Consider the following 17,537-nt stretch of genomic DNA (forward strand, 5'->3'; position numbering starts at 1 on the left):
ACAAAACAAGGAAGTGACACAATGACAGTAAATTCGCAAACACTTAACCTTAAGCCAGGTGCAAAAGTTTGCATCAAGTCTGAAATCGCAGCTGGTACAGAGCCTTTCAGGATTACGCTCGACGAGAGTAATGTTGATAGATCCATTAGACTGGTCGACTAACAATTCAGTGTTCTTTGTATTGTTAATTATGGTTATTTCAGTCATCTCGATACCCTTCACTTATACACATCGTTAAGCGCTGCTATAACAGCTTTCATTGCCTTGGACTGCTCGTTCATGACATCACCAACGAATAAACGGCAAGCGCTAGCGGTAAAGCCACTGTAAAAACAGAAACAGTAATCAGCGTGGCTCTTACCACGCGTACAGAACGTGGTGGTTGGTGCCACATGTGGTGATTACTGCTTTTTCTTCTGTTCTTTGTGGACATTATATTTACCCTTCGGAAGTACAGTTATAGATATGCAGTGCTTCAGCTATGCTTGTGAGCGAAACACTGTTAAGAAGGTATTGTGATGAAACAACAAGAAAACGCTCAGGTGGCTTCTGTTCTGTTAGAAAAAGCTGTTGAAGAATTAAACGCGCTAACTCAAAGCGGGTGCCGCGACGAGATTGAAGAGTTATTTGTAAGGAGTCTGATTTGTGAGCTAACCCTTTACAAAGTGATGATTGAAGAGAGGAAATAGTCAGATTCATGCTGCTGACTCTTCTTCTATGTCAGACCTAGGGGGAAAAACCATGTCCAAGGTGCAGTAAACACCTTTTCTGTTAAGTGCAAAAACAATTTTTCGGCAATCGTCAAGACTAGGTATTCTTATCTCGTTTTCGTAATTGCTTACTCTTGTCCCTCTCTTCCAATTACAAAGAGCAGCGAGATGATTGCAAGTTAACTGGGCTTTCTCTCTGAATTCTTTTAGGTTGTTCATGCTGCCTCAACACATTAAACGCGACTACATATAAGGTACACGCTCTGTGTTTTTTTGACAACACGATATGATATTTATTTTATAAAATATTGAAATTACGTTATTTATTAATCTTTGCTGCGATTAATTTTGCGATTGATTCGATATTGAAGGGTTCTTTTATTACCAATGCCTCCATTGTTCTAAGATCAGCGACAGCTTCTTGGATGGATGCTAATAAATGATGATCAAAACCAGTCCTCGTTAGATTTACATTAGCATCCATTTCTCCTACTTTCATGCCAGTTTTTAATTCAATTCTGCGCGCAAAAGCATGGCCCAGTTTTTTTACCCGATGTTCCGTTTTTAATTGGCTAATATAGTTAGCATCTGTTTCCAAGATTTCGGCTAGTTTTTTTGCTGTGCCGTGTTGTTTAATCAATCTTATAAGGTTGGTTTGCCTAGCTTTCCAAACTTCCATACTAACGCCTTCGTTTACTTTATTACCGTTTCGGTAATATAGCTTATTATTTACAACCAGCATGATTTATTTAAAAAAATGTGAAAGCAGACCAGAGGAAACGTGACGAAGTGATACACATAACGTGTAATTATAATATTTTTTGATATACTGTTAGGCAACTTGAATAAAGGTTTGCATCATGGACACTAAAACTACTATAGGCAATAGAATTAGAATAGCTCGCGAGAAGGCAGGCTTAACAGTTCCTCAATTAGCTTTTAGATGTGATTGGAGCAAGTCACGTATTTCAAACTATGAAAATGGTATAAGAACAGCTGGCATCGAAGAGATCAATAAATTGTCTGATGCATTAGAGCCTTTTCTCGGAAAATACGTCAATTTTTACTTTGTCGAAGGCACATGGCCAAATGAACTTGGGTCAAGCTATAGAATCCCTGCATTAACTATTGAAAAGTCAGTGCAAGCTTTTAGAGAGGTAATTGGCGACGCAATAGATTTCGGAAGGATAAAGCTTGAACCAGGCTTAAATCCTTCTGAACTTGTCGAGAGTTATTCAAGAGAGCTAGTGAAGTTAACAGATTCTAATGCTACTGACTCTTCTTCGAGCGATGCTCAAAAACGTTAATTACATTATCGGGTAGCGCTTTTTTTGAAAACTCACATCTAATTTTGTAGTTTTTAAGCGCAGCTGCTTTCCATAAAGACATCTCAGCGCGCTGTACTCCGAAATCCTCTATTTTTTGAATGTTGTTGTACCAATCTATGAGTTCATCGGAATCTCTGTAGATTGCCGTTTCAGTTAACTTCTTATGTTTATCGTCTTTGATAAATTTGAAAAGTACTACGCCTGTAATGGTGCCGATAACTAAAAGAGCTAGAACATATTCTACAGTGCTTTCTAAAATCATGCTGTTAGCTCCGTTCCCTAATGCTTACCTTAAGTTCGGCAGTATGATTCCTTCTTATGTATTCAGCCGAATACATACAAACCCCTATTGTTGTCATCAAGTTCAATGTAAGTATCAGATACCTATAAAAATCTCCTGTCACATCGAAACCCAGTATATAGCGATCTGTATACCTAATAATCTGAACAAAGCCAATCACGAAAAAAGTAAAGAGGATGAAGTCGCTCAGAGTGTCACGCCTTAAAGCGAAACGTCTGCATGAAAAAATTGTTATTGCAACAAAAAGAAAGTCTGAGGCACTAAACCCTAGATACCAAATCAATGATCCAAGGGCGAGAGTATCTTCAGAGGCCCACATGCTACGAGAAATATATTCTATTCCTAAGTGTGAAATTGATGTCACACACATTAATAGAACAACTAGTGGGAAAGCCTCTCCTCTAATTCTATGATTTACTGAAATGAGGTTGGATGCTGTTATTGCGAATACAGCCGCCAGCTCTATAGCCAGCGACATCTTGTTTATCTGAAATAGAAATTCAATCATTCTTTAACTGGTGGTTCATCCCCTCCTCCATTACCGCTATTCGCATCGACACACACGAACGGAAGAAAAGAACAAATGCTCACCGTGCTCCTTGTTTTGGTTTTAGGCGGTTCCTCTCCGCCTCCATTACCACTCGCCAAAGCGAAAGACGTTGATAGTAATACAGCGGTAGAGAATAAAATGCAAGATGTAGTTCTATAAAGCTTTTTCATAAATAACCCTTAATTTTAATTGCTGAAAAAATGTTCAGCAAAAGCAATTCTATTGCTAAAAAGGTTATCGAACAAATCTGGCATGACTTGAATATTAGCGCATTGATTTAAAAAAGTACACGATACGTGTTGACTTATTCCACTATTAGTAAAATACTAAATCACGTAAAGGGGTTTTATTATTATCAATTAGTGTACCGAAGGGGTAAGACAATGCGACCAAAATCAATACTTAAAGAATCAATCGCAGCAGGACAAGATGAAATTCTACTTCTCACAAATGCAATTTCTGATGATGCGCGTTTCAACGTTCAGCGGCAAATATCAATAGATAGGGGTTATTTCTTTGTCGACATTTGGAAAGATGGTCTTCATCACTGCTATCTAAGTAACGCTAATTCATGGCCCGGTGAAAGTTACTTAATTGAAAAGATTCAAGAGACCGTTACCAAGCTTCGAGCGATTTGCAAAGAATTTGATATTCAAGTTGGAACAAAAAAGGCTAAAACGAATAATGTTGTACCTTTGACGAACTCACAACTGCCGGCGCGGGTGCAGTTGTATTCAGGAAAAGTGTTCGACTACGCCAATATCCAAAACATGCATTTTGACATAGAGGATATAGCTCATTCTCTTTCAATGATCTGCCGCTTTAATGGTCATACCAAGCATTTTTACTCTGTGGCACAACATTCTGTACTTGTTAGCGAGTTAGTTCCTGAAGAACACGCTTTAGCCGCCCTACTACATGACGCTGCTGAAGCATATTGTGGCGATATAGTTTCCCCTTTGAAGCAACTGCTTCCTGTATATCAAACCATTCACGACAACATTGAACAAAGCCTTTTTAAAAGTGTTGGTGTTCAGTGGCCAGCGCCAGCATGTGTGAAAGATGCTGATTTAAAGATGTTGGCTACAGAGGTGCGCGACCTTATGAACCCTCACCCTTCTTACTGGGCTTTCATTAATGATCAAGTGCCATGTGAAGAAATCATTCATCCGCTTCCACCAATGGGCGCCAAAGAGCTATTCCTAGACCGCTACTTCAGTTTGCAAGCTAAAGCTGCAGCGCTAGCTGCTAATGCTTAATGAAGCGCGAAGACGAGTTAAACATTGACCTTGGCTTGGCAGTGTTAAGTGTGCTTATCAAACCAGGGCAAATCATTACTCGTGAAGTTATTGCTGACGTATGCGGTTGCAATGTTTACCGCATCGACAAACTAGAAAAAACCGCGCTTGAGAAGTTCAAGCGTAGAGCTCAACAACGCGGTTTAGACGATTTTATTGACTAGCTGCTAGCAGCTTAACCAAAGGAAAAACAATGAGCGAACAAGGCCCATTAAATGAATTTCTCGCTGAAGTAGATAGCGGTGCGTTTGAGCGTCAGCTAACTGCCTTTCTTACAGAGGTGAGCAAATCAATCTTTCGTTTCAATAAGGGTGGCAAGTTAGACGTTACCTTCAAAATTGAACCGGCTGCAACGTCTGCCCAAAACGGCGCAGGCATTAAAGTGAAGGTGGTTTCTACTGCCAAATATTCACGTCCTACCCCAACGGGCAAGATTAACGAAGAGACCACCACTGAAACCCCAATGTGGGTGAACAAGGATGGTTCTATTAGTTTGCTTGCTAAAAGCCACGAAGACCTGTTCGCGGGTCAAGCCAATGTAACTAAGATGACTAAGGAATAATTATGTTCGATCGCGACACACTTTTAGAGCTTCAAAAGAGCGAGCTTAACAAGCAATTAAACACGCAGTTATTAGACACTGCAGAAGCAATCCAGCCAGAACAGCTGCCGGCATTGATGGTACCGGATAATTTCGCACTGCTTGACATCGAACACAAGCTTCAAAATAGAACACGTTTTCGTGGTTCCTTCACTACGGAAGATATCAAAAGCTTTGTTGCGTATGTGAGTGAGTACGTTGGCAATGAAACCCCGCTTTACCCTAATGCACAAGTGTTTATCGATGGTGAAGACATGATGGCCGCGGCCGTTTTAAATGTGGGTGATTTGGTCGTGCCTGGTCACTGTGATCACAAGGCTACACTAAGCATTCCAAAAACAGCTGCTTATAAGGCTTTAATTGCAGCGTGCAATAGACGCTCTGGGCAGCAAGACCTTAGCGACTTCATTGAAGACTGGAAAGACCGTATCACAGTAGATGGAATTTCAGGTGAGCAAATGAATCTAGCTGTGGCCATTAATGCAGTTAGAACGGTAACTGTTGAGCGAGTACGAGAAATTGAAAGCTCAATAGACCAGTTTGAGAACAGCGCCAGCGTAACAGAACGTGAAGCGGCAAAGAACAAAAAAGACCTTCCTGCTTATATTAATTTCACCTGCGTACCTTATGCAGGCCTATCAGAAGTTACGTTCAAGATTCGCGTATCAATGCTTACTGGTGATGCGCGCATTGCCTTCACACTTCGAATAGTTGGCGAAGAAGAGCATAACGAGCAAACCTCAGAAGAGTTCAAAGCAAAGATTTCAAACAGTTTGAAGAAGTTACCGGTTGAAGTGTTTATCGGCGGCTTTCGCGCTTAACCATCAATAAGGTGTGGGGCGCTGCCCCACTTACTAACTATGAAACACATATTTCAATTGAACGGTACCGGAGTAAGTGCGTTGGCCAAAGTGATTGGTTCGAACTTGCCAGTTCAGTTTAGCGTTGATGAGGTTCGCCAGTTAGAGAGCCTTGCCATCCAGTTAGAACGCGCAGAAGCGCTAGAAGAAACAAGCAAAAAGGATTAAGCAAATGAGACCGCATAACGATGTATTTCAACAATTCACAGATTCATGCTTTCGCGGCAAAGGAGCGATTGAAAAGCGCCGCACCAAGCAAGAATCACTCGAAGCCTGTCGCGTTCGTCGTCGCATAGAAGCGCTAGAAATGGCGAAAGAACTGGGCGTAACACTTGAAGATTTGGGGATGCAGTAATGATCAAACTTGATTTTAAGGTCTTAGGCCACTGCCCTGTTAATGGTGCCCTAATTTCAGCTAATGAGGTTAGAGAAGCATTTGCCCCAATCATTGAAGCTACCACACGTAATGAGCAACAGCTTGAAAATTTACTCGAGCATTGCGTTGGTAACAACTTGGTTAGTGACGGTGAATGTGCAGTTGATGCAATTATTCAGGAGCTGGCGCGCGTTAATGCAGAAAATGAGCGCTTAAAGCGTTTGGCTATGTCTGAACTGCAGCAGCATGCAGAAACCATTAATAACGGAAACATCGAATGCGGCCTATTACAAAAACAGTGTGAGCAGCTGCAGGAACAAATCAACCAGGTCACTCGTGAACGTGATCAATGGAAAGAGGTGGCCAGCGCATGAGTGACTCAGAAACAATGATTGAAGCGCTTCGCGTTCTATCGCAGGACATACAAAGTGGTGACGGTGTAGCTAACGCTTGTGTTGCTGATGCTGCGGATATGATTGAAAGTATGAGCGCAGAAATAATAAAGGCTAATGAACGTGTAAGAGAGCTAGAAAAGCGCAATAACAATCAGTCGAAAACGATTGAGGCTATGGAAGGTTGCATTGCAAGAGAGATAGCTAAGGCGTTTGAAAAAGCTGAAATCCCTCGACGTGCAAAGGCTGGTTGTATTGGTGAGTTTAAGTTCACCATAGAAAAAGCCAATTGCTGCCCTGAGTGTTATCACGATAAGAAGGATGACTGTGAGATTTGTGAAGGCGATACGGATGAGAACGGGTTGGCGGATTTAACAGCTACCGTACCTTGGGATTTGTGTAAGGACATTTGGCTTCGTATGAACCGTATTTATGCAGAAGAGTTACGAGAAGGTAAATACAAATGAGGTCGGTAACTAAGAACGCAATATGGTTTTATCATACATGCATAGTTGGAACAGTTTTGTATGAGTTACTTACCATAGAAACTACTGAGATAGTAATTGGAAATTGGGTATTAGTTTTTAGTGCTGTTGGTCTAGCTGTAACCCTGCTGTCCTCGATGTCCTTATCTTTTGAGCTCAGTAAGCGCATTACATTTTACGCTCTAAATTTCCTGCTTAAGAAAAGAGATAAGGAATAAGCGTAATGAAATCTCATAAATTTAGTAAATACAGTTTCAATTATCCAGAATACAACATTGTTCTATTTAATATAGTTGCTTTCCATGAGCACAGTTCAAACGGTAACTCAGGTACCGTCATTATATGTAATGAAGGACGTGAATTTTTAGTGGGTGAATCCGTCTACGAAGTTAGAGATATATTAGGGGAGCTTGAGGATGGTTAGTCTTAGCTTTGAAAAACAGCAAACTTTGCAACGTATGCTTGGGAAAAACAAGTCATCAGCTTCGATTGCAGAAGAGTTATGTATCCCAAGAAAAACTGCCCACAAAATACGCGTAAGTTATATTCAGCAGAATACGAAGTCTCTTTTTGTTGAACAGGAAATTCGACTTAATCAGCTTTCTGTAACGCAACTACAACGCCTAAAAACTTTGGTGTCATTAGACAGTGCTATTAGCACAATTTGTTCAGCATTAAGCATGGAAAAAATCAATGTTGAACGGCTACTACAGGAGCTTAAGCGGTGCGATTAAGACTTCCCAAGGCATGTATAGCCTGCAATCATTTTTCCGTCGAAGGGTACAAAGAAGATAGGCACTGCCCTTACGTTGAAAAGTATACTGGTCGAGCCAAAGACAGAACCCAGTTCGGTACCTGTGAAGCGCATAGTAAAAAGGTATTTTGCACTGAAATCTGCAGCAGCTTCGTTCATGACTCATCAATTGAAGTATTTGAAGTAACGAACAGGCCTGAACCGTTAGAGCCACACCAGGCCAAAATGTTTGAGGTATTATGAAATGCAAATAGTGATAGGCTCAGACATAACAACGATGACCGGCTATGCTAAAAGAAGTGCGCAAGTACGCTGGTTCGAAGAGAACGGTATTACCTACCGTGTAAATGCTAAAGGAGAAGTGTGGACAACCGACGACTGGCTAAATGGCCGCGATAAAGCAGTGGCCGCAGCAAATGATGACGGTTTCAACCCTAACTTTTTGAAATAGATTATGCCACGTAAACGTAAAGTAGAAGATCAATGGATGCCCCAAAGAGTATACAAGGGTCGAAGCGCTTATGAATTTCATCCGGTAGGGGGTGGTGCTGTTCGGTTATGTAGCTTAGATGCAAAACAATCGGAAGTTTGGGTTGCTTACGAAAAGTATATGGCTATAGCAAATAACAAGAACACAGTTCAACATCTAGTCGAAACGTTCTTTAATAGTGCTGACTTCAGGGAATTATCGTTACACACACGTAAAGATTATCAGAAGTACAGTAAAAAAATACTTAGCGCGTTTGGAAAAATGGAGCCAAATACAGTATCCCCTGTTCATGTAAGAAAGTTCATGGATATCCTTGGTCAAAAGTCTCCGGTCCAAGCGAATAGACACAAGGCGTTTTTATCTCGTGTGTTTCGTTGGGCGTACGAACGCGGCAAAGTGCAGCACAACCCTTGCCAAGGCGTTAAGCAATTCAAAGAGAAAGCGAGAGATCGTTATATTGAAGACTACGAGTATGACGCAGTTTATCAGAGAGCATGTCCAGTCGTTAAGGCCGCAATGGAAATTAGCTATTTGTGCATGGCTCGCAAGGCTGACGTAGTCAAATTGCATCAAAGCCAGCTTCTCAAAGACGGTATATTTATACAGCAAGGCAAAACTGGTAAGAAACAAATCAAAGAATGGGGTCCACGACTACGCCAGGCTATAAGCACAGCAAATGAAATAAACCCTGACGTATTCAGCATGTTCGTGCTTCACCAGAAGAACGGTCACCCCTTTGCGGTAGCAAGCTTTGATCAACGCTGGCGCAAAACTATTATTAAAGCGCGAGAAGAAACCCAATTACCGCTAGATTTCACCTTCCATGACATTAAAGCTAAAGGTATTAGTGACTTTGAAGGAACAGTTGGCGAGAAGCAGCTGGCCAGTGGTCACAAAACAGAAAGCCAAGTTCGAGTATATGACAGAAAAGTAACTGTGGTACCTACAGTGGAGAGTAAAAAAACGAAGTCGTTCGAATTAGTCTGAAAATTTTATTTCAGTGACCTTCGCGATAGCCTTACCCTCCGCCCATGCAGAAAGAGCAGTATCGAGTGTGTAGAATTTATCGCGCTCCATTTCTTTTATATAGCCCGGTTTCAAAGGCTTATCGTTACCGCTAAAGGAATATTTAGTGACAAATACTGGGTGAAAATCTTCCTCATAGATAGTGTTGCCATTTTTGTCTTGGAAATACACTGTGACCTTAACCTTATCCAGCGAACGGTCACCGTTGTTCTTGAGAGAAATTCTGACCGCTGGGATGTCTTTTTCTCGGTTTGTATCGATGCGTCTTGCTTGAAACTCAGTAATTTCAATTTTATCGATATAGGACATTTCGGCCGAGAGTTTTTCCATCGCTTTTGTTGTGGCTTCAATCCCTTGTTCCGCAGCATCCAAACCAGATGGTATTTCACTCAACGCACGATATTTAACTAGCGCCTCTTCAAAGGCGTCGCTTCTGAGTAGTTTCTCAGCTTCGGCTTTAAGAGCAGTTACTTTTTCTCGCTCAGCTTGTTTCTTAGCTCGCTCATCCTCTTGTTTTTTCCTCTCTTCTTCTTTTTTTCTTTTTGCTTTTCGCGACTAATTCGGTCTTCTTCCTGTCTGACGCGATACATCTCTAAAATCTGTTGACCTGTTAAACCATCAATGACTTTTAAATTATCAGTTAGTATAGCTTCTCTTGAGACATCATCAGACTTGCTAACAAATGCGGCCTTCATTAGGCTTTTAAATCCTAATTCCCCTCCCATCGAAAAATACAATAAAGCTTTTCCGAATTCCTCTTTTTCAGCTTCGGGGAGCGTATCAATTATTTTCGAGGCGGACTTCTTAGCCGAATCTTGGTTAGATGAATCAAACTTCGGAGGACCAAAACAGCCCGTTATTGCTAAGACGAGGCAGGCGATGATTATTTTCTTCAAAACTAAATTCCTTTTTCGGTTTTTTCGAGATGTGATGGTAACTATAACTCTAAAGCTGCAAACTGGTTTCGCTCTCTGCTGGCGTAATGCAATGAATTGCCAAGTATAGAAAATCCATCGTTTACAATTTTAAAATTTAAAACTAAACAACATTCCACGACTACTTCAAACGAACCTTAGCCGGCAACTTCAACAAGTGCAGCATCATCGTAAAGATTCCACGGAGTTTTAAACGGTGAAGGGTGTTTCAGGCAGACCTCGATTATTACGTGCCTTGTTTCCGTTCCATCCTCTTCGATTCGGTTATGGATGATACCTGAAGATGTGTTGCCAGGGTATTTCTCATCACGCCCATCTTCATACATTTTGTATCCAAAATGATAGTGGTGGATATTTTTTTCTTTCGCAAGATCTATAAACCCCTGAACCATTGGGGACGTTACGAATTTAGCTTCCCAGTCAGGCTTATATTTCCCGGGCAAAGCAGAAGGGTCGTGGCCAGCTTTAAAGTAATTTATAAAATTCTGAAATAGCTTCACCCGCACTTCGTTCGGGTAACCTTTAAGCTGTTTGATTGAGTGAATTGTAAAAGCGAATCCATGCTGCATAAATTTAAACTTCTATGTTATCAATCCAATTAGAAAAGTCCTCAGCAGAAGATATGGAAGGAGGCATAGATACAACGTTAGTCTCTTCCGCTGAATCCATAATCATAGCAAGCTCTTTGTCTTGAGCGTTTACTAGTTCACCTGTGAAGTAACAGCTGATCGAACTTTCCGCTATAAACCGGCCGTCTACTGTTTGCGTAGTGGAATCATAGTGGGCCAACCACGGAGATTCTTTATGTGTTTTCTGGCTCAAAGTCCATGCTCCCAAGCGACCAAATTCTTCAAGCACAAAGTTGATAATTCCAATGATAGTTTCAGAAATATTAGGTGGCATACGCCATTCAGTAGGTGCAGGGATTGCTGAATTTCCGAACTGCTTATATTGCTGGTATATATCAGGGTGAACAGGGCCATAAGGCCATGCCTGAAATTCTCCAGCAACTAGAGGCTCTCCAGTCACCGACAAATGATAACCATGGCAATAATATGCCAATTTTTGCAGCTTCATAGGGCAAACTTTAATGCCTTTCTGTGCTGCCTGAGCTACCAAAATTTCTGAGAAAATACCGCTTTCTATCATTCCTATCCTTTGTGATCCCTTACAAAGCCTATATATATGTATACCTGTTAATTGCGTTTTTTCAAGAAAAAGCGCAATAAAAAAACGGCGCGATGATGACAGAAAGAAAAGTAAATAGCAATTTTTGAGCAATAATATTAGGAAATAATATTAGGAAATATTAGGAATAGAGTTTTTTCTGAGGTTTGTGATGCGGGGTTAAATATCGTAAGTTATTGTATTAACTAGAATAATAATTGGTGCCCGGGGCCGGACTTGAACCGGCACGCTGTTACCAGCGAGGGATTTTAAATCCCTTGTGTCTACCAATTTCACCACCCGGGCATCGGGTTGCTTTTCAGCAAGGTGTCAGGTGTAGAACCTGATGCTGCGCTGTGCAGCTTTATGGAGGCGGAACCCGGAGTCGAACCGAGATAGACGGATTTGCAATCCGCTGCATAGCCATTCTGCCATTCCGCCAGATGCGTCTGGCGCTTGATTAAAACACTCTTCTAAGAAGATTGGAGCGGGAAACGAGATTCGAACTCGCGACCCCGACCTTGGCAAGGTCGTGCTCTACCAACTGAGCTATTCCCGCATGCCTTAATCACACATTTCGTTTCGGTGATGTCCTCTCGAAATGTGGGGTGCATTCTACCTACCCAATCAAAACTGTCAATACGAAAAAACGTTAAAATTGAGATAAATGCGTATTTTTATGATCGTTTGCTATTTTTTTATTCACTTTGATTAATGTACGATCAATTTCACTGTGCCACACTACCGCGCAAGTGTGGCCAAGCTGCTTTTGTATAAACAACCATTGACCAAATTGACAGCACTGCAGCGATATAAAGAAGTATATAACCCAAGGTTACCCAGTAAATTGGAAAGCCCATAAACGTTTCTAAGCCCGAAAGTAATCCAATTAAGGCTAACATTTGTGCAGTGGTTTTCGCTTTTCCTATAAAAGACACTTTTACCGCTTCGCGAACACCATTAGACCCCATCCATTCGCGTAGCGCTGAAACGTATATTTCTCTTATCAGAAGTGCAACAGATGGCAAAGTGATCCACAAGGTGGCGTAGCTATGTGTAATCATTAATAGTGCAGCGCCTACTATTAGCTTATCAGCTACAGGGTCTAGAAACGCCCCAAATGGCGTAGATTGCTGAAGCTTTCGCGCTAAATAGCCGTCGAACCAATCTGTAATGGCTGCTAACCAAAAAATAAACGCCCCCGCTTCGTGGGCCCACCGCCAATCAAGAAAATACACCACCACGAAAACGGGGATAAGAATTACTCTAAACAGAGTAATACAGTTTGGAATAGTCCACATAACACTTACATCTCAAATTTTTGCCCATTGGGGCGATTAGCGCAGCTTTACAGCTTTCATTTTCGTAACACATTACCCTAAATTTACATGCATTGCTTGCTACACACGTAATTTAAAGGTGAAGGTGATCGTATATCGTTTCAGCCAGCTCTTTACTTATCCCTGGCACACTGGCAATTTCGTCCTTGCTAGCCTTCTTAAGGCCTTGCAAACCGCCCATAAACTTTAACAACGCCTGACGTCGCTTAGCGCCTATTCCCGGTATACCTTCAAGGCTAGATGTTGTTTTTACTTTTTGGCGTCTTGCTCTGTGACCAGTAATTGCAAAGCGGTGTGACTCGTCTCTTATATGCTGCACCAAATGTAATCCGGGAGAATGGCTCTCCATCGAAACCACATCATGACTCCCTGCCAATATCAAGGTTTCTAACCCTGGCTTACGCGTAGTGCCTTTCGCCACACCTAAAAGCATAGGTTTTTTATCGTGCGGCCAGTCTTCAAAAAACGACTCTGCCTGAGCTAATTGCCCTTTCCCACCATCAATCAATAACAAGTCGGGTATTTTTTGCACCTCTTTTACTGACTTATATCGACGTTTAAGTGCTTGTGCCATCGCAGCATAATCATCGCCCGGTGTAATACCTTCTATGTTATAGCGGCGATAGTCACTTTTAAGTGGCCCTTCGCGATTGAATACCACACAAGATGCAACCGTTTGCTGGCCTGACGTATGACTAATATCAAAGCATTCCATTCGTTGAATAGGTTTATCAACCTCAAGTGCATCTTCTAGGTCTAAATATCGAGCGAACACCGACTTTTGTTGACTGTATTGAGCGTCCAACGCATTTTCTGCGTTTGATTGTGCCAATTGTAAGTACTGTCGCTTCTCCTCTCGCGCGCCTTTGAAAAAAGTAACTTTGTGGCCGGCTTCGCTGGTAAGTAAGGCATTTATTGCTTCATGATCGCTTAGTTCGTGCGCCATCACAATTTGCCGAGGAATAACTTTATTCCCAGCTAAATAAAACTGTAAAAAGAAAGACTCAAATACTTCTTGTTCGTCAGCAGTGCTAGGGACCTTTGGAAAGAATGCTTTGCTACCTAATAGTTGCCCTTCGCGTATAAACATAACTTGAATGCAGGCCATATTGCCTTTAAAAGCAAAACCAAATACATCCATTTCATCTTGGGTACCCGCAACCCACTGTCTTTCTTGCACCTTGCGCAGCGCATTGATTTGATCGCGATAACGAGCGGCAGACTCAAAGTTTAACGCTTCACTCGCCCTCTCCATTTTATCTACCAAACTACCAATAACTTGTTGGTTTTTACCTTTAAGAAATAATCGCGCGAAGTTTACTTGCTCTTTGTATTCTTCATCACTGACATGACCTTCCACACAAGGTGCACTACAACGCTTCATTTGGTATTGCAAACAGGGGCGACTTCTAGCGCGATAGTAACTGTCTTCACATTGTCTTACAGGAAATATTTTCTGCATTGACCGCAAACTTTCACGTACCGACCATGCACTGGGGTAAGGGCCAAAATACTCCCCTTTTTTCTTTTTTGGGCCGCGGTGAAAAGATAATCGAGGGTGTTCGTGGTCAGACAAAAAGATGAAGGGATAGGACTTATCATCACGCATCACCACGTTATATCGTGGCTTGTATTTCTTTATGAAATTATTTTCAAGCAGAAACGCTTCAGTTTCACTATTTACCACCGTCACATCCATGTTGGTGATTTGACTTACCAGTGAACGGGTTTTGCTGTTATCAAGATTCAGGCGAAAATAACTGCTTACGCGCTTTTTAAGGTTTTTAGCCTTTCCAACATAAATGACCTCTTCCTGAGCATTGTACATGCGGTACACGCCAGGTTGAGAGGTTAAATTTTTGAGAAAAGCAGCAGAGTCGAAAGTGGTGGATTCTCGCTTTGACATAATGCGCTTCAATAACGCCTATAACAAGTTTGAGTCAATTAATTTGTGCCTAAGCGCAAGGTGCGTAAGTTCCACGTCAGAGGTTACGCCTAACTTTTCAAACATGCGATAGCGATAGGTATTTACCGTTTTCGCACTAATATTCAATTCACTTGCTATATCGGTAACCCGCTGTCCTTTGGTCAGACGTAATGCAATATCAAGCTCTCTGCTAGATAGTTCATCAAAAGGGTTTTCGGTGTGTGGGGTCAATTTACTAATAGCAATACTATTGGCAATTTCACCTTCAAGGTATTTCTGACCCGCCATGACTTTATGAATTGCTAAAATAACTTCTTTAGGTTCGGCGTCTTTAGTTAGAAAGCCAAATGCTCCCGCTTCCATTACTTGCAAAGGTATTGGATTTTCTTTGTGCATAGATAAACATATAACACGGGTATTTTCAGACATTCGGGCAATTTTACGAGTAGCCTCTAACCCACCGATACCAGGCATATTTACGTCCATCAGCACCACATCAGGCGCGTTTTTACGACATAACTGTACCGCATCTTCACCATTTTTCGCCTCGGCAACGATAGTGAAATCGTTAACGTCTTCCAAAATTCGGCGTATCCCTGTTCTGACCAAATCGTGATCATCTGCTAGGATTATTTTTATCACTTTACGTATCTCACTGACTTCAGTTAACAGCACAACTGAATTGAGAGAACATATTAGAAAAATATTGTATTGTCTCTCAATTTCAGCAGACCATAATAGCATGTGTGATGCGTTCGTGAAGCCAAGATACTCCATTTACCAATAAATTATTGATATAGCTTATCTAAGTGCGTTTTATTTAGGCAAATCAAACCATAATGCAACTAAATCGCTTTCGGCTTTGAGGTTAATTTCATCGTTTTCAAAAATACCAATCGCATCACCTGCGCGAAGTGTTACCGGCGAAGGCTCACTTTGAACAGATATTTGTACATTGCCACTAATAATATGTAGGTATCCTTTGCGAGCTCCTGTTTTTAACGAAATAAGCTCATCGTTTGCTAATTTAACACGACTGATTGCTGCGTCCTGCTTAATGTTAAGAGAGTTTTCTCTACCGTCAGCACTTACTAGTAGTTCTAAATGGCTTACAGATGCTTCATCTGTGGTTGCACTTCCAATTGTTTTTTGTGCATAACTGGGTTCTCCCCCTTTTTGGTTGGGAACAATCCATATTTGAAGGAAATTCACTAATTCATCTTGTGACGGATTGTATTCTGAATGCATTATTCCTTTCCCTGCGCTCATAACCTGTATATCGCCGGCAGGTACAATGTACTCATTCCCAGTACTGTCCTTATGTTTTAGTGCACCGCTAACAACATAAGAAATGATCTCCATATCTCGATGACCATGTGTTTCAAACCCACGTCCAGCTTGAACAATATCATCGTTAATTACCCGCAGTGCCGAGAACCCCATATGTTTGGGGTCATAATAGTGACCGAATGAAAAACTGTGTTGGCTTTCTAACCAGCCCAAGTTAACGTTCCCACGCTCGCCCGCTTTTCTTAAATACATCATAAAATTCGTTCCTATATTGCGACTAACCAACACTAAGTTTCAGCTCATACTTCTTTAAGAAGGAATAAAATGCCTATAGAACTCACAAAGGTTTTGTTGGTATTAAAATGATGGAAGTGATTATAAGAACTGTTTTCTAGGATTAAATTTCATTTATTAACGCTAAACGTTCTATTAAGCAGGATTTAAAAAGAAAAGGCGATTTAGTGCTCGCTCAATGACCGAAGGGTGACAAGCAAGATTAAGTCGAGCATAGCCAGGTGCGCCAAATTCACTGCCATCGTTGCCAATTACACCTCTTGCAATACACTCGTTATATGACGTTGCAGGGTTGAAGTGCTTTTGGTTCTGTTCACTCTGGTTCTGGACATTTGGGTTCTGGCCATTACAGCTGCTCGGGAAAACTAAATTGACCCACAAGAAAAAGCCCGCTTGCCCCATATCGACACTGGCCTTGATGCCATAATAACAAAGATATTCATTAACCAATTGTCGGTTAAAACCAATAGCCTTGCGAATGAGGGCTAACCAATGCTCACCGTCTTCGTATACAGCATTTAACGCCACTTTAGATAGTGATGTTGCGGCTAAGTGTCTGGCATTAATTGCATCTGAGAATAATCGCCTTTTTTTCCCATCTGCGATTACCGCAAAAGAAGCCCCAGGAATACCGGCCAAATTAAATGCTTTTACTGTGCTGTTGATGTGTATGACAGTGTCTGACATTGCTTTTCCTACTTCAGCACCAAACCACGATATTGAACTGGGAACTCCATTAACAAACCCAAACTCACTATGTACTTCATCTACAACTAACAAGATATCGTGCTTCTCACAATAGTCGATAATATCGGCTTGAGTTTGTGCAGAAAGCATTTCCCCATTAGGGTTATTAGGGTGACAAAGCACACAAGCAGAAATGTCAGGCGTCAATTTCTCAAGCGCTTTTTCAAATGGTGCAAATATGGCGTTCATACCATTTTGTGTAATGGCTTCAATTAAAGGCCCATAAGTAGGTGTAAGTACCAAAACCTGTGCTTCCCGCTCGCACAATGTACTCAATGCAATATTTACCGCTGCTATCGTGCTGGTAACATCCACAATATTGTCGGGTGGTAAACAACCCCCAATGTTTGCATGAACCTTGTTATACCAGCGGCTTACAGAACTTCTAATATCGGTATTCTGGTAGCCAAAACTCTTATTCATAGCTGCGTTAATGGCTTCAAAGGCACAGGCTGGCGGCACGACATCCATGTCGGCAATCCACATGGCAAGTGCATCCACAGGTGCTAATGGAAACCGCGTTGACAACGCAGAAAATTTAAGTCTACCGGAATGCCTCTTATCTAATGGTTGATGTTGCCATACAGACGTTAGGTGTTTTGCCTTCTCCCCAACCTTTTCTAACATCAGTGCTAGTACTGGTGATTCATCAAGATGCATAACAAC

At 41.5% G+C, this 17,537-nt stretch carries 27 protein-coding genes and 3 tRNA genes; 16 read left to right on the forward strand and 14 right to left on the reverse strand.

Annotated elements, in window-relative coordinates:
• Nucleotides 1-21: 21 nt before the first annotated feature.
• Nucleotides 22-162, forward strand: coding sequence for a hypothetical protein (locus EYR97_RS21940; protein ID WP_165478072.1), 141 nt, complete (start codon nucleotides 22-24; stop codon nucleotides 160-162).
• Nucleotides 163-518: 356 nt separating this feature from the next.
• Entirely contained in the window at nucleotides 519-689 is a 171-nt protein-coding gene (locus EYR97_RS21945) for a hypothetical protein (RefSeq protein WP_165478073.1), read from the forward strand.
• 340 nt (nucleotides 690-1,029) lie between these two features.
• Here EYR97_RS21945 and EYR97_RS16150 read toward each other — a convergent pair whose 3' ends face one another.
• Nucleotides 1,030-1,389, reverse strand: coding sequence for a hypothetical protein (locus EYR97_RS16150; RefSeq protein ID WP_131094699.1), 360 nt, complete (start codon nucleotides 1,387-1,389; stop codon nucleotides 1,030-1,032).
• Between the two features lie 181 nt (nucleotides 1,390-1,570).
• Between EYR97_RS16150 and EYR97_RS16155 the strand changes: the two genes are divergently transcribed.
• Nucleotides 1,571-2,017: a helix-turn-helix domain-containing protein gene (locus tag EYR97_RS16155; protein WP_131094700.1), complete on the forward strand. Its 447-nt coding sequence runs from the start codon at nucleotides 1,571-1,573 to the stop codon at nucleotides 2,015-2,017.
• Here the strand turns inward: EYR97_RS16155 and EYR97_RS16160 are convergent.
• On the reverse strand, nucleotides 1,980-2,300 hold the full coding sequence (locus tag EYR97_RS16160) for a hypothetical protein (RefSeq protein ID WP_131094701.1): 321 nt from the start codon (nucleotides 2,298-2,300) through the stop codon (nucleotides 1,980-1,982). The genes EYR97_RS16155 and EYR97_RS16160 overlap by 38 nt on opposite strands.
• 622 nt (nucleotides 2,301-2,922) lie before the next feature.
• Between EYR97_RS16160 and EYR97_RS22505 the strand changes: the two genes are divergently transcribed.
• From EYR97_RS22505 to EYR97_RS16220, 13 genes are all read left to right on the forward strand, one after another.
• Nucleotides 2,923-3,048, forward strand: a complete 126-nt coding sequence (locus tag EYR97_RS22505) for a hypothetical protein (RefSeq protein WP_258313263.1) — start codon at nucleotides 2,923-2,925, stop codon at nucleotides 3,046-3,048.
• Nucleotides 3,049-3,272: 224 nt separating this feature from the next.
• Nucleotides 3,273-4,148, forward strand: a complete 876-nt coding sequence (locus EYR97_RS22050; RefSeq protein WP_207308066.1) for a hypothetical protein — start codon at nucleotides 3,273-3,275, stop codon at nucleotides 4,146-4,148.
• Nucleotides 4,148-4,351: a hypothetical protein gene (locus tag EYR97_RS16170; RefSeq protein ID WP_131094702.1), complete on the forward strand. Its 204-nt coding sequence runs from the start codon at nucleotides 4,148-4,150 to the stop codon at nucleotides 4,349-4,351. The genes EYR97_RS22050 and EYR97_RS16170 overlap by 1 nt, the downstream gene beginning before the upstream one ends.
• A gap of 29 nt (nucleotides 4,352-4,380) precedes the next feature.
• On the forward strand, nucleotides 4,381-4,749 hold the full coding sequence (locus tag EYR97_RS16175; RefSeq protein ID WP_131094703.1) for a hypothetical protein: 369 nt from the start codon (nucleotides 4,381-4,383) through the stop codon (nucleotides 4,747-4,749).
• A 2-nt stretch (nucleotides 4,750-4,751) separates the two neighbouring features.
• Complete coding sequence (locus EYR97_RS16180; RefSeq protein WP_131094704.1) at nucleotides 4,752-5,609, forward strand: DUF2303 family protein; 858 nt, start codon at nucleotides 4,752-4,754, stop codon at nucleotides 5,607-5,609.
• A 39-nt stretch (nucleotides 5,610-5,648) separates the two neighbouring features.
• Complete coding sequence (locus tag EYR97_RS21950; protein ID WP_159613765.1) at nucleotides 5,649-5,816, forward strand: hypothetical protein; 168 nt, start codon at nucleotides 5,649-5,651, stop codon at nucleotides 5,814-5,816.
• Between the two features lie 4 nt (nucleotides 5,817-5,820).
• A complete protein-coding gene (locus EYR97_RS16185) occupies nucleotides 5,821-6,003 on the forward strand; it encodes a hypothetical protein (protein WP_131094705.1) in 183 nt (60 codons plus the stop codon).
• Complete coding sequence (locus tag EYR97_RS16190; RefSeq protein WP_131094706.1) at nucleotides 6,003-6,398, forward strand: hypothetical protein; 396 nt, start codon at nucleotides 6,003-6,005, stop codon at nucleotides 6,396-6,398. The genes EYR97_RS16185 and EYR97_RS16190 overlap by 1 nt, the downstream gene beginning before the upstream one ends.
• A complete protein-coding gene (locus EYR97_RS16195) occupies nucleotides 6,395-6,883 on the forward strand; it encodes a hypothetical protein (protein ID WP_131094707.1) in 489 nt (162 codons plus the stop codon). Before EYR97_RS16190 ends, EYR97_RS16195 begins: the two co-directional genes overlap by 4 nt.
• Nucleotides 6,884-7,124: 241 nt before the next feature.
• Nucleotides 7,125-7,325: a hypothetical protein gene (locus tag EYR97_RS16200; RefSeq protein ID WP_131094708.1), complete on the forward strand. Its 201-nt coding sequence runs from the start codon at nucleotides 7,125-7,127 to the stop codon at nucleotides 7,323-7,325.
• A complete protein-coding gene (locus EYR97_RS16205) occupies nucleotides 7,318-7,635 on the forward strand; it encodes a hypothetical protein (protein ID WP_131094709.1) in 318 nt (105 codons plus the stop codon). Before EYR97_RS16200 ends, EYR97_RS16205 begins: the two co-directional genes overlap by 8 nt.
• 264 nt (nucleotides 7,636-7,899) lie before the next feature.
• On the forward strand, nucleotides 7,900-8,106 hold the full coding sequence (locus tag EYR97_RS16215) for a DUF4224 domain-containing protein (RefSeq protein ID WP_131094711.1): 207 nt from the start codon (nucleotides 7,900-7,902) through the stop codon (nucleotides 8,104-8,106).
• A 3-nt stretch (nucleotides 8,107-8,109) separates the two neighbouring features.
• Nucleotides 8,110-9,132: a phage integrase central domain-containing protein gene (locus EYR97_RS16220; RefSeq protein ID WP_131094712.1), complete on the forward strand. Its 1,023-nt coding sequence runs from the start codon at nucleotides 8,110-8,112 to the stop codon at nucleotides 9,130-9,132.
• Here the strand turns inward: EYR97_RS16220 and EYR97_RS16225 are convergent.
• The 12 genes from EYR97_RS16225 to EYR97_RS16280 form a co-directional block, all read right to left on the reverse strand.
• Nucleotides 9,124-9,564: a hypothetical protein gene (locus tag EYR97_RS16225; RefSeq protein ID WP_131094713.1), complete on the reverse strand. Its 441-nt coding sequence runs from the start codon at nucleotides 9,562-9,564 to the stop codon at nucleotides 9,124-9,126. The genes EYR97_RS16220 and EYR97_RS16225 overlap by 9 nt on opposite strands.
• 74 nt (nucleotides 9,565-9,638) lie before the next feature.
• On the reverse strand, nucleotides 9,639-10,067 hold the full coding sequence (locus EYR97_RS16230) for a DUF6694 family lipoprotein (RefSeq protein WP_131094714.1): 429 nt from the start codon (nucleotides 10,065-10,067) through the stop codon (nucleotides 9,639-9,641).
• 176 nt (nucleotides 10,068-10,243) lie between these two features.
• On the reverse strand, nucleotides 10,244-10,675 hold the full coding sequence (locus EYR97_RS16235; RefSeq protein ID WP_131094715.1) for a hypothetical protein: 432 nt from the start codon (nucleotides 10,673-10,675) through the stop codon (nucleotides 10,244-10,246).
• 4 nt (nucleotides 10,676-10,679) lie between these two features.
• On the reverse strand, nucleotides 10,680-11,255 hold the full coding sequence (locus tag EYR97_RS16240) for a Panacea domain-containing protein (protein WP_131094716.1): 576 nt from the start codon (nucleotides 11,253-11,255) through the stop codon (nucleotides 10,680-10,682).
• Nucleotides 11,256-11,492: 237 nt separating this feature from the next.
• A tRNA-Leu gene (locus EYR97_RS16245) sits at nucleotides 11,493-11,579 on the reverse strand.
• A 61-nt stretch (nucleotides 11,580-11,640) separates the two neighbouring features.
• Nucleotides 11,641-11,714: transfer RNA gene (locus EYR97_RS16250), tRNA-Cys, on the reverse strand.
• A 42-nt stretch (nucleotides 11,715-11,756) separates the two neighbouring features.
• A tRNA-Gly gene (locus EYR97_RS16255) sits at nucleotides 11,757-11,832 on the reverse strand.
• Nucleotides 11,833-12,001: 169 nt separating this feature from the next.
• Nucleotides 12,002-12,574, reverse strand: coding sequence for a CDP-diacylglycerol--glycerol-3-phosphate 3-phosphatidyltransferase (gene pgsA, locus EYR97_RS16260; RefSeq protein WP_131094717.1), 573 nt, complete (start codon nucleotides 12,572-12,574; stop codon nucleotides 12,002-12,004).
• Between the two features lie 112 nt (nucleotides 12,575-12,686).
• The gene (gene uvrC, locus EYR97_RS16265) at nucleotides 12,687-14,519 is read right to left on the reverse strand and encodes an excinuclease ABC subunit UvrC (protein ID WP_131094718.1); all 1,833 of its coding nucleotides are present in this window, start codon (nucleotides 14,517-14,519) and stop codon (nucleotides 12,687-12,689) included.
• A gap of 18 nt (nucleotides 14,520-14,537) precedes the next feature.
• Nucleotides 14,538-15,182 carry a UvrY/SirA/GacA family response regulator transcription factor gene (gene uvrY / locus EYR97_RS16270; RefSeq protein ID WP_131094719.1) on the reverse strand — a complete coding sequence of 215 codons (645 nt, stop codon included), beginning with the start codon at nucleotides 15,180-15,182 and terminating at the stop codon, nucleotides 14,538-14,540.
• 174 nt (nucleotides 15,183-15,356) lie between these two features.
• Entirely contained in the window at nucleotides 15,357-16,085 is a 729-nt protein-coding gene (locus tag EYR97_RS16275) for a pirin family protein (RefSeq protein WP_131094720.1), read from the reverse strand.
• A gap of 174 nt (nucleotides 16,086-16,259) precedes the next feature.
• Entirely contained in the window at nucleotides 16,260-17,531 is a 1,272-nt protein-coding gene (locus EYR97_RS16280) for an aminotransferase class I/II-fold pyridoxal phosphate-dependent enzyme (RefSeq protein WP_131094721.1), read from the reverse strand.
• Nucleotides 17,532-17,537: the final 6 nt, after the last annotated feature.

This window comes from Alteromonas sp. KUL42, from assembly GCF_006538325.1.
In the GTDB taxonomy this organism is placed as follows: domain Bacteria; phylum Pseudomonadota; class Gammaproteobacteria; order Enterobacterales; family Alteromonadaceae; genus Alteromonas.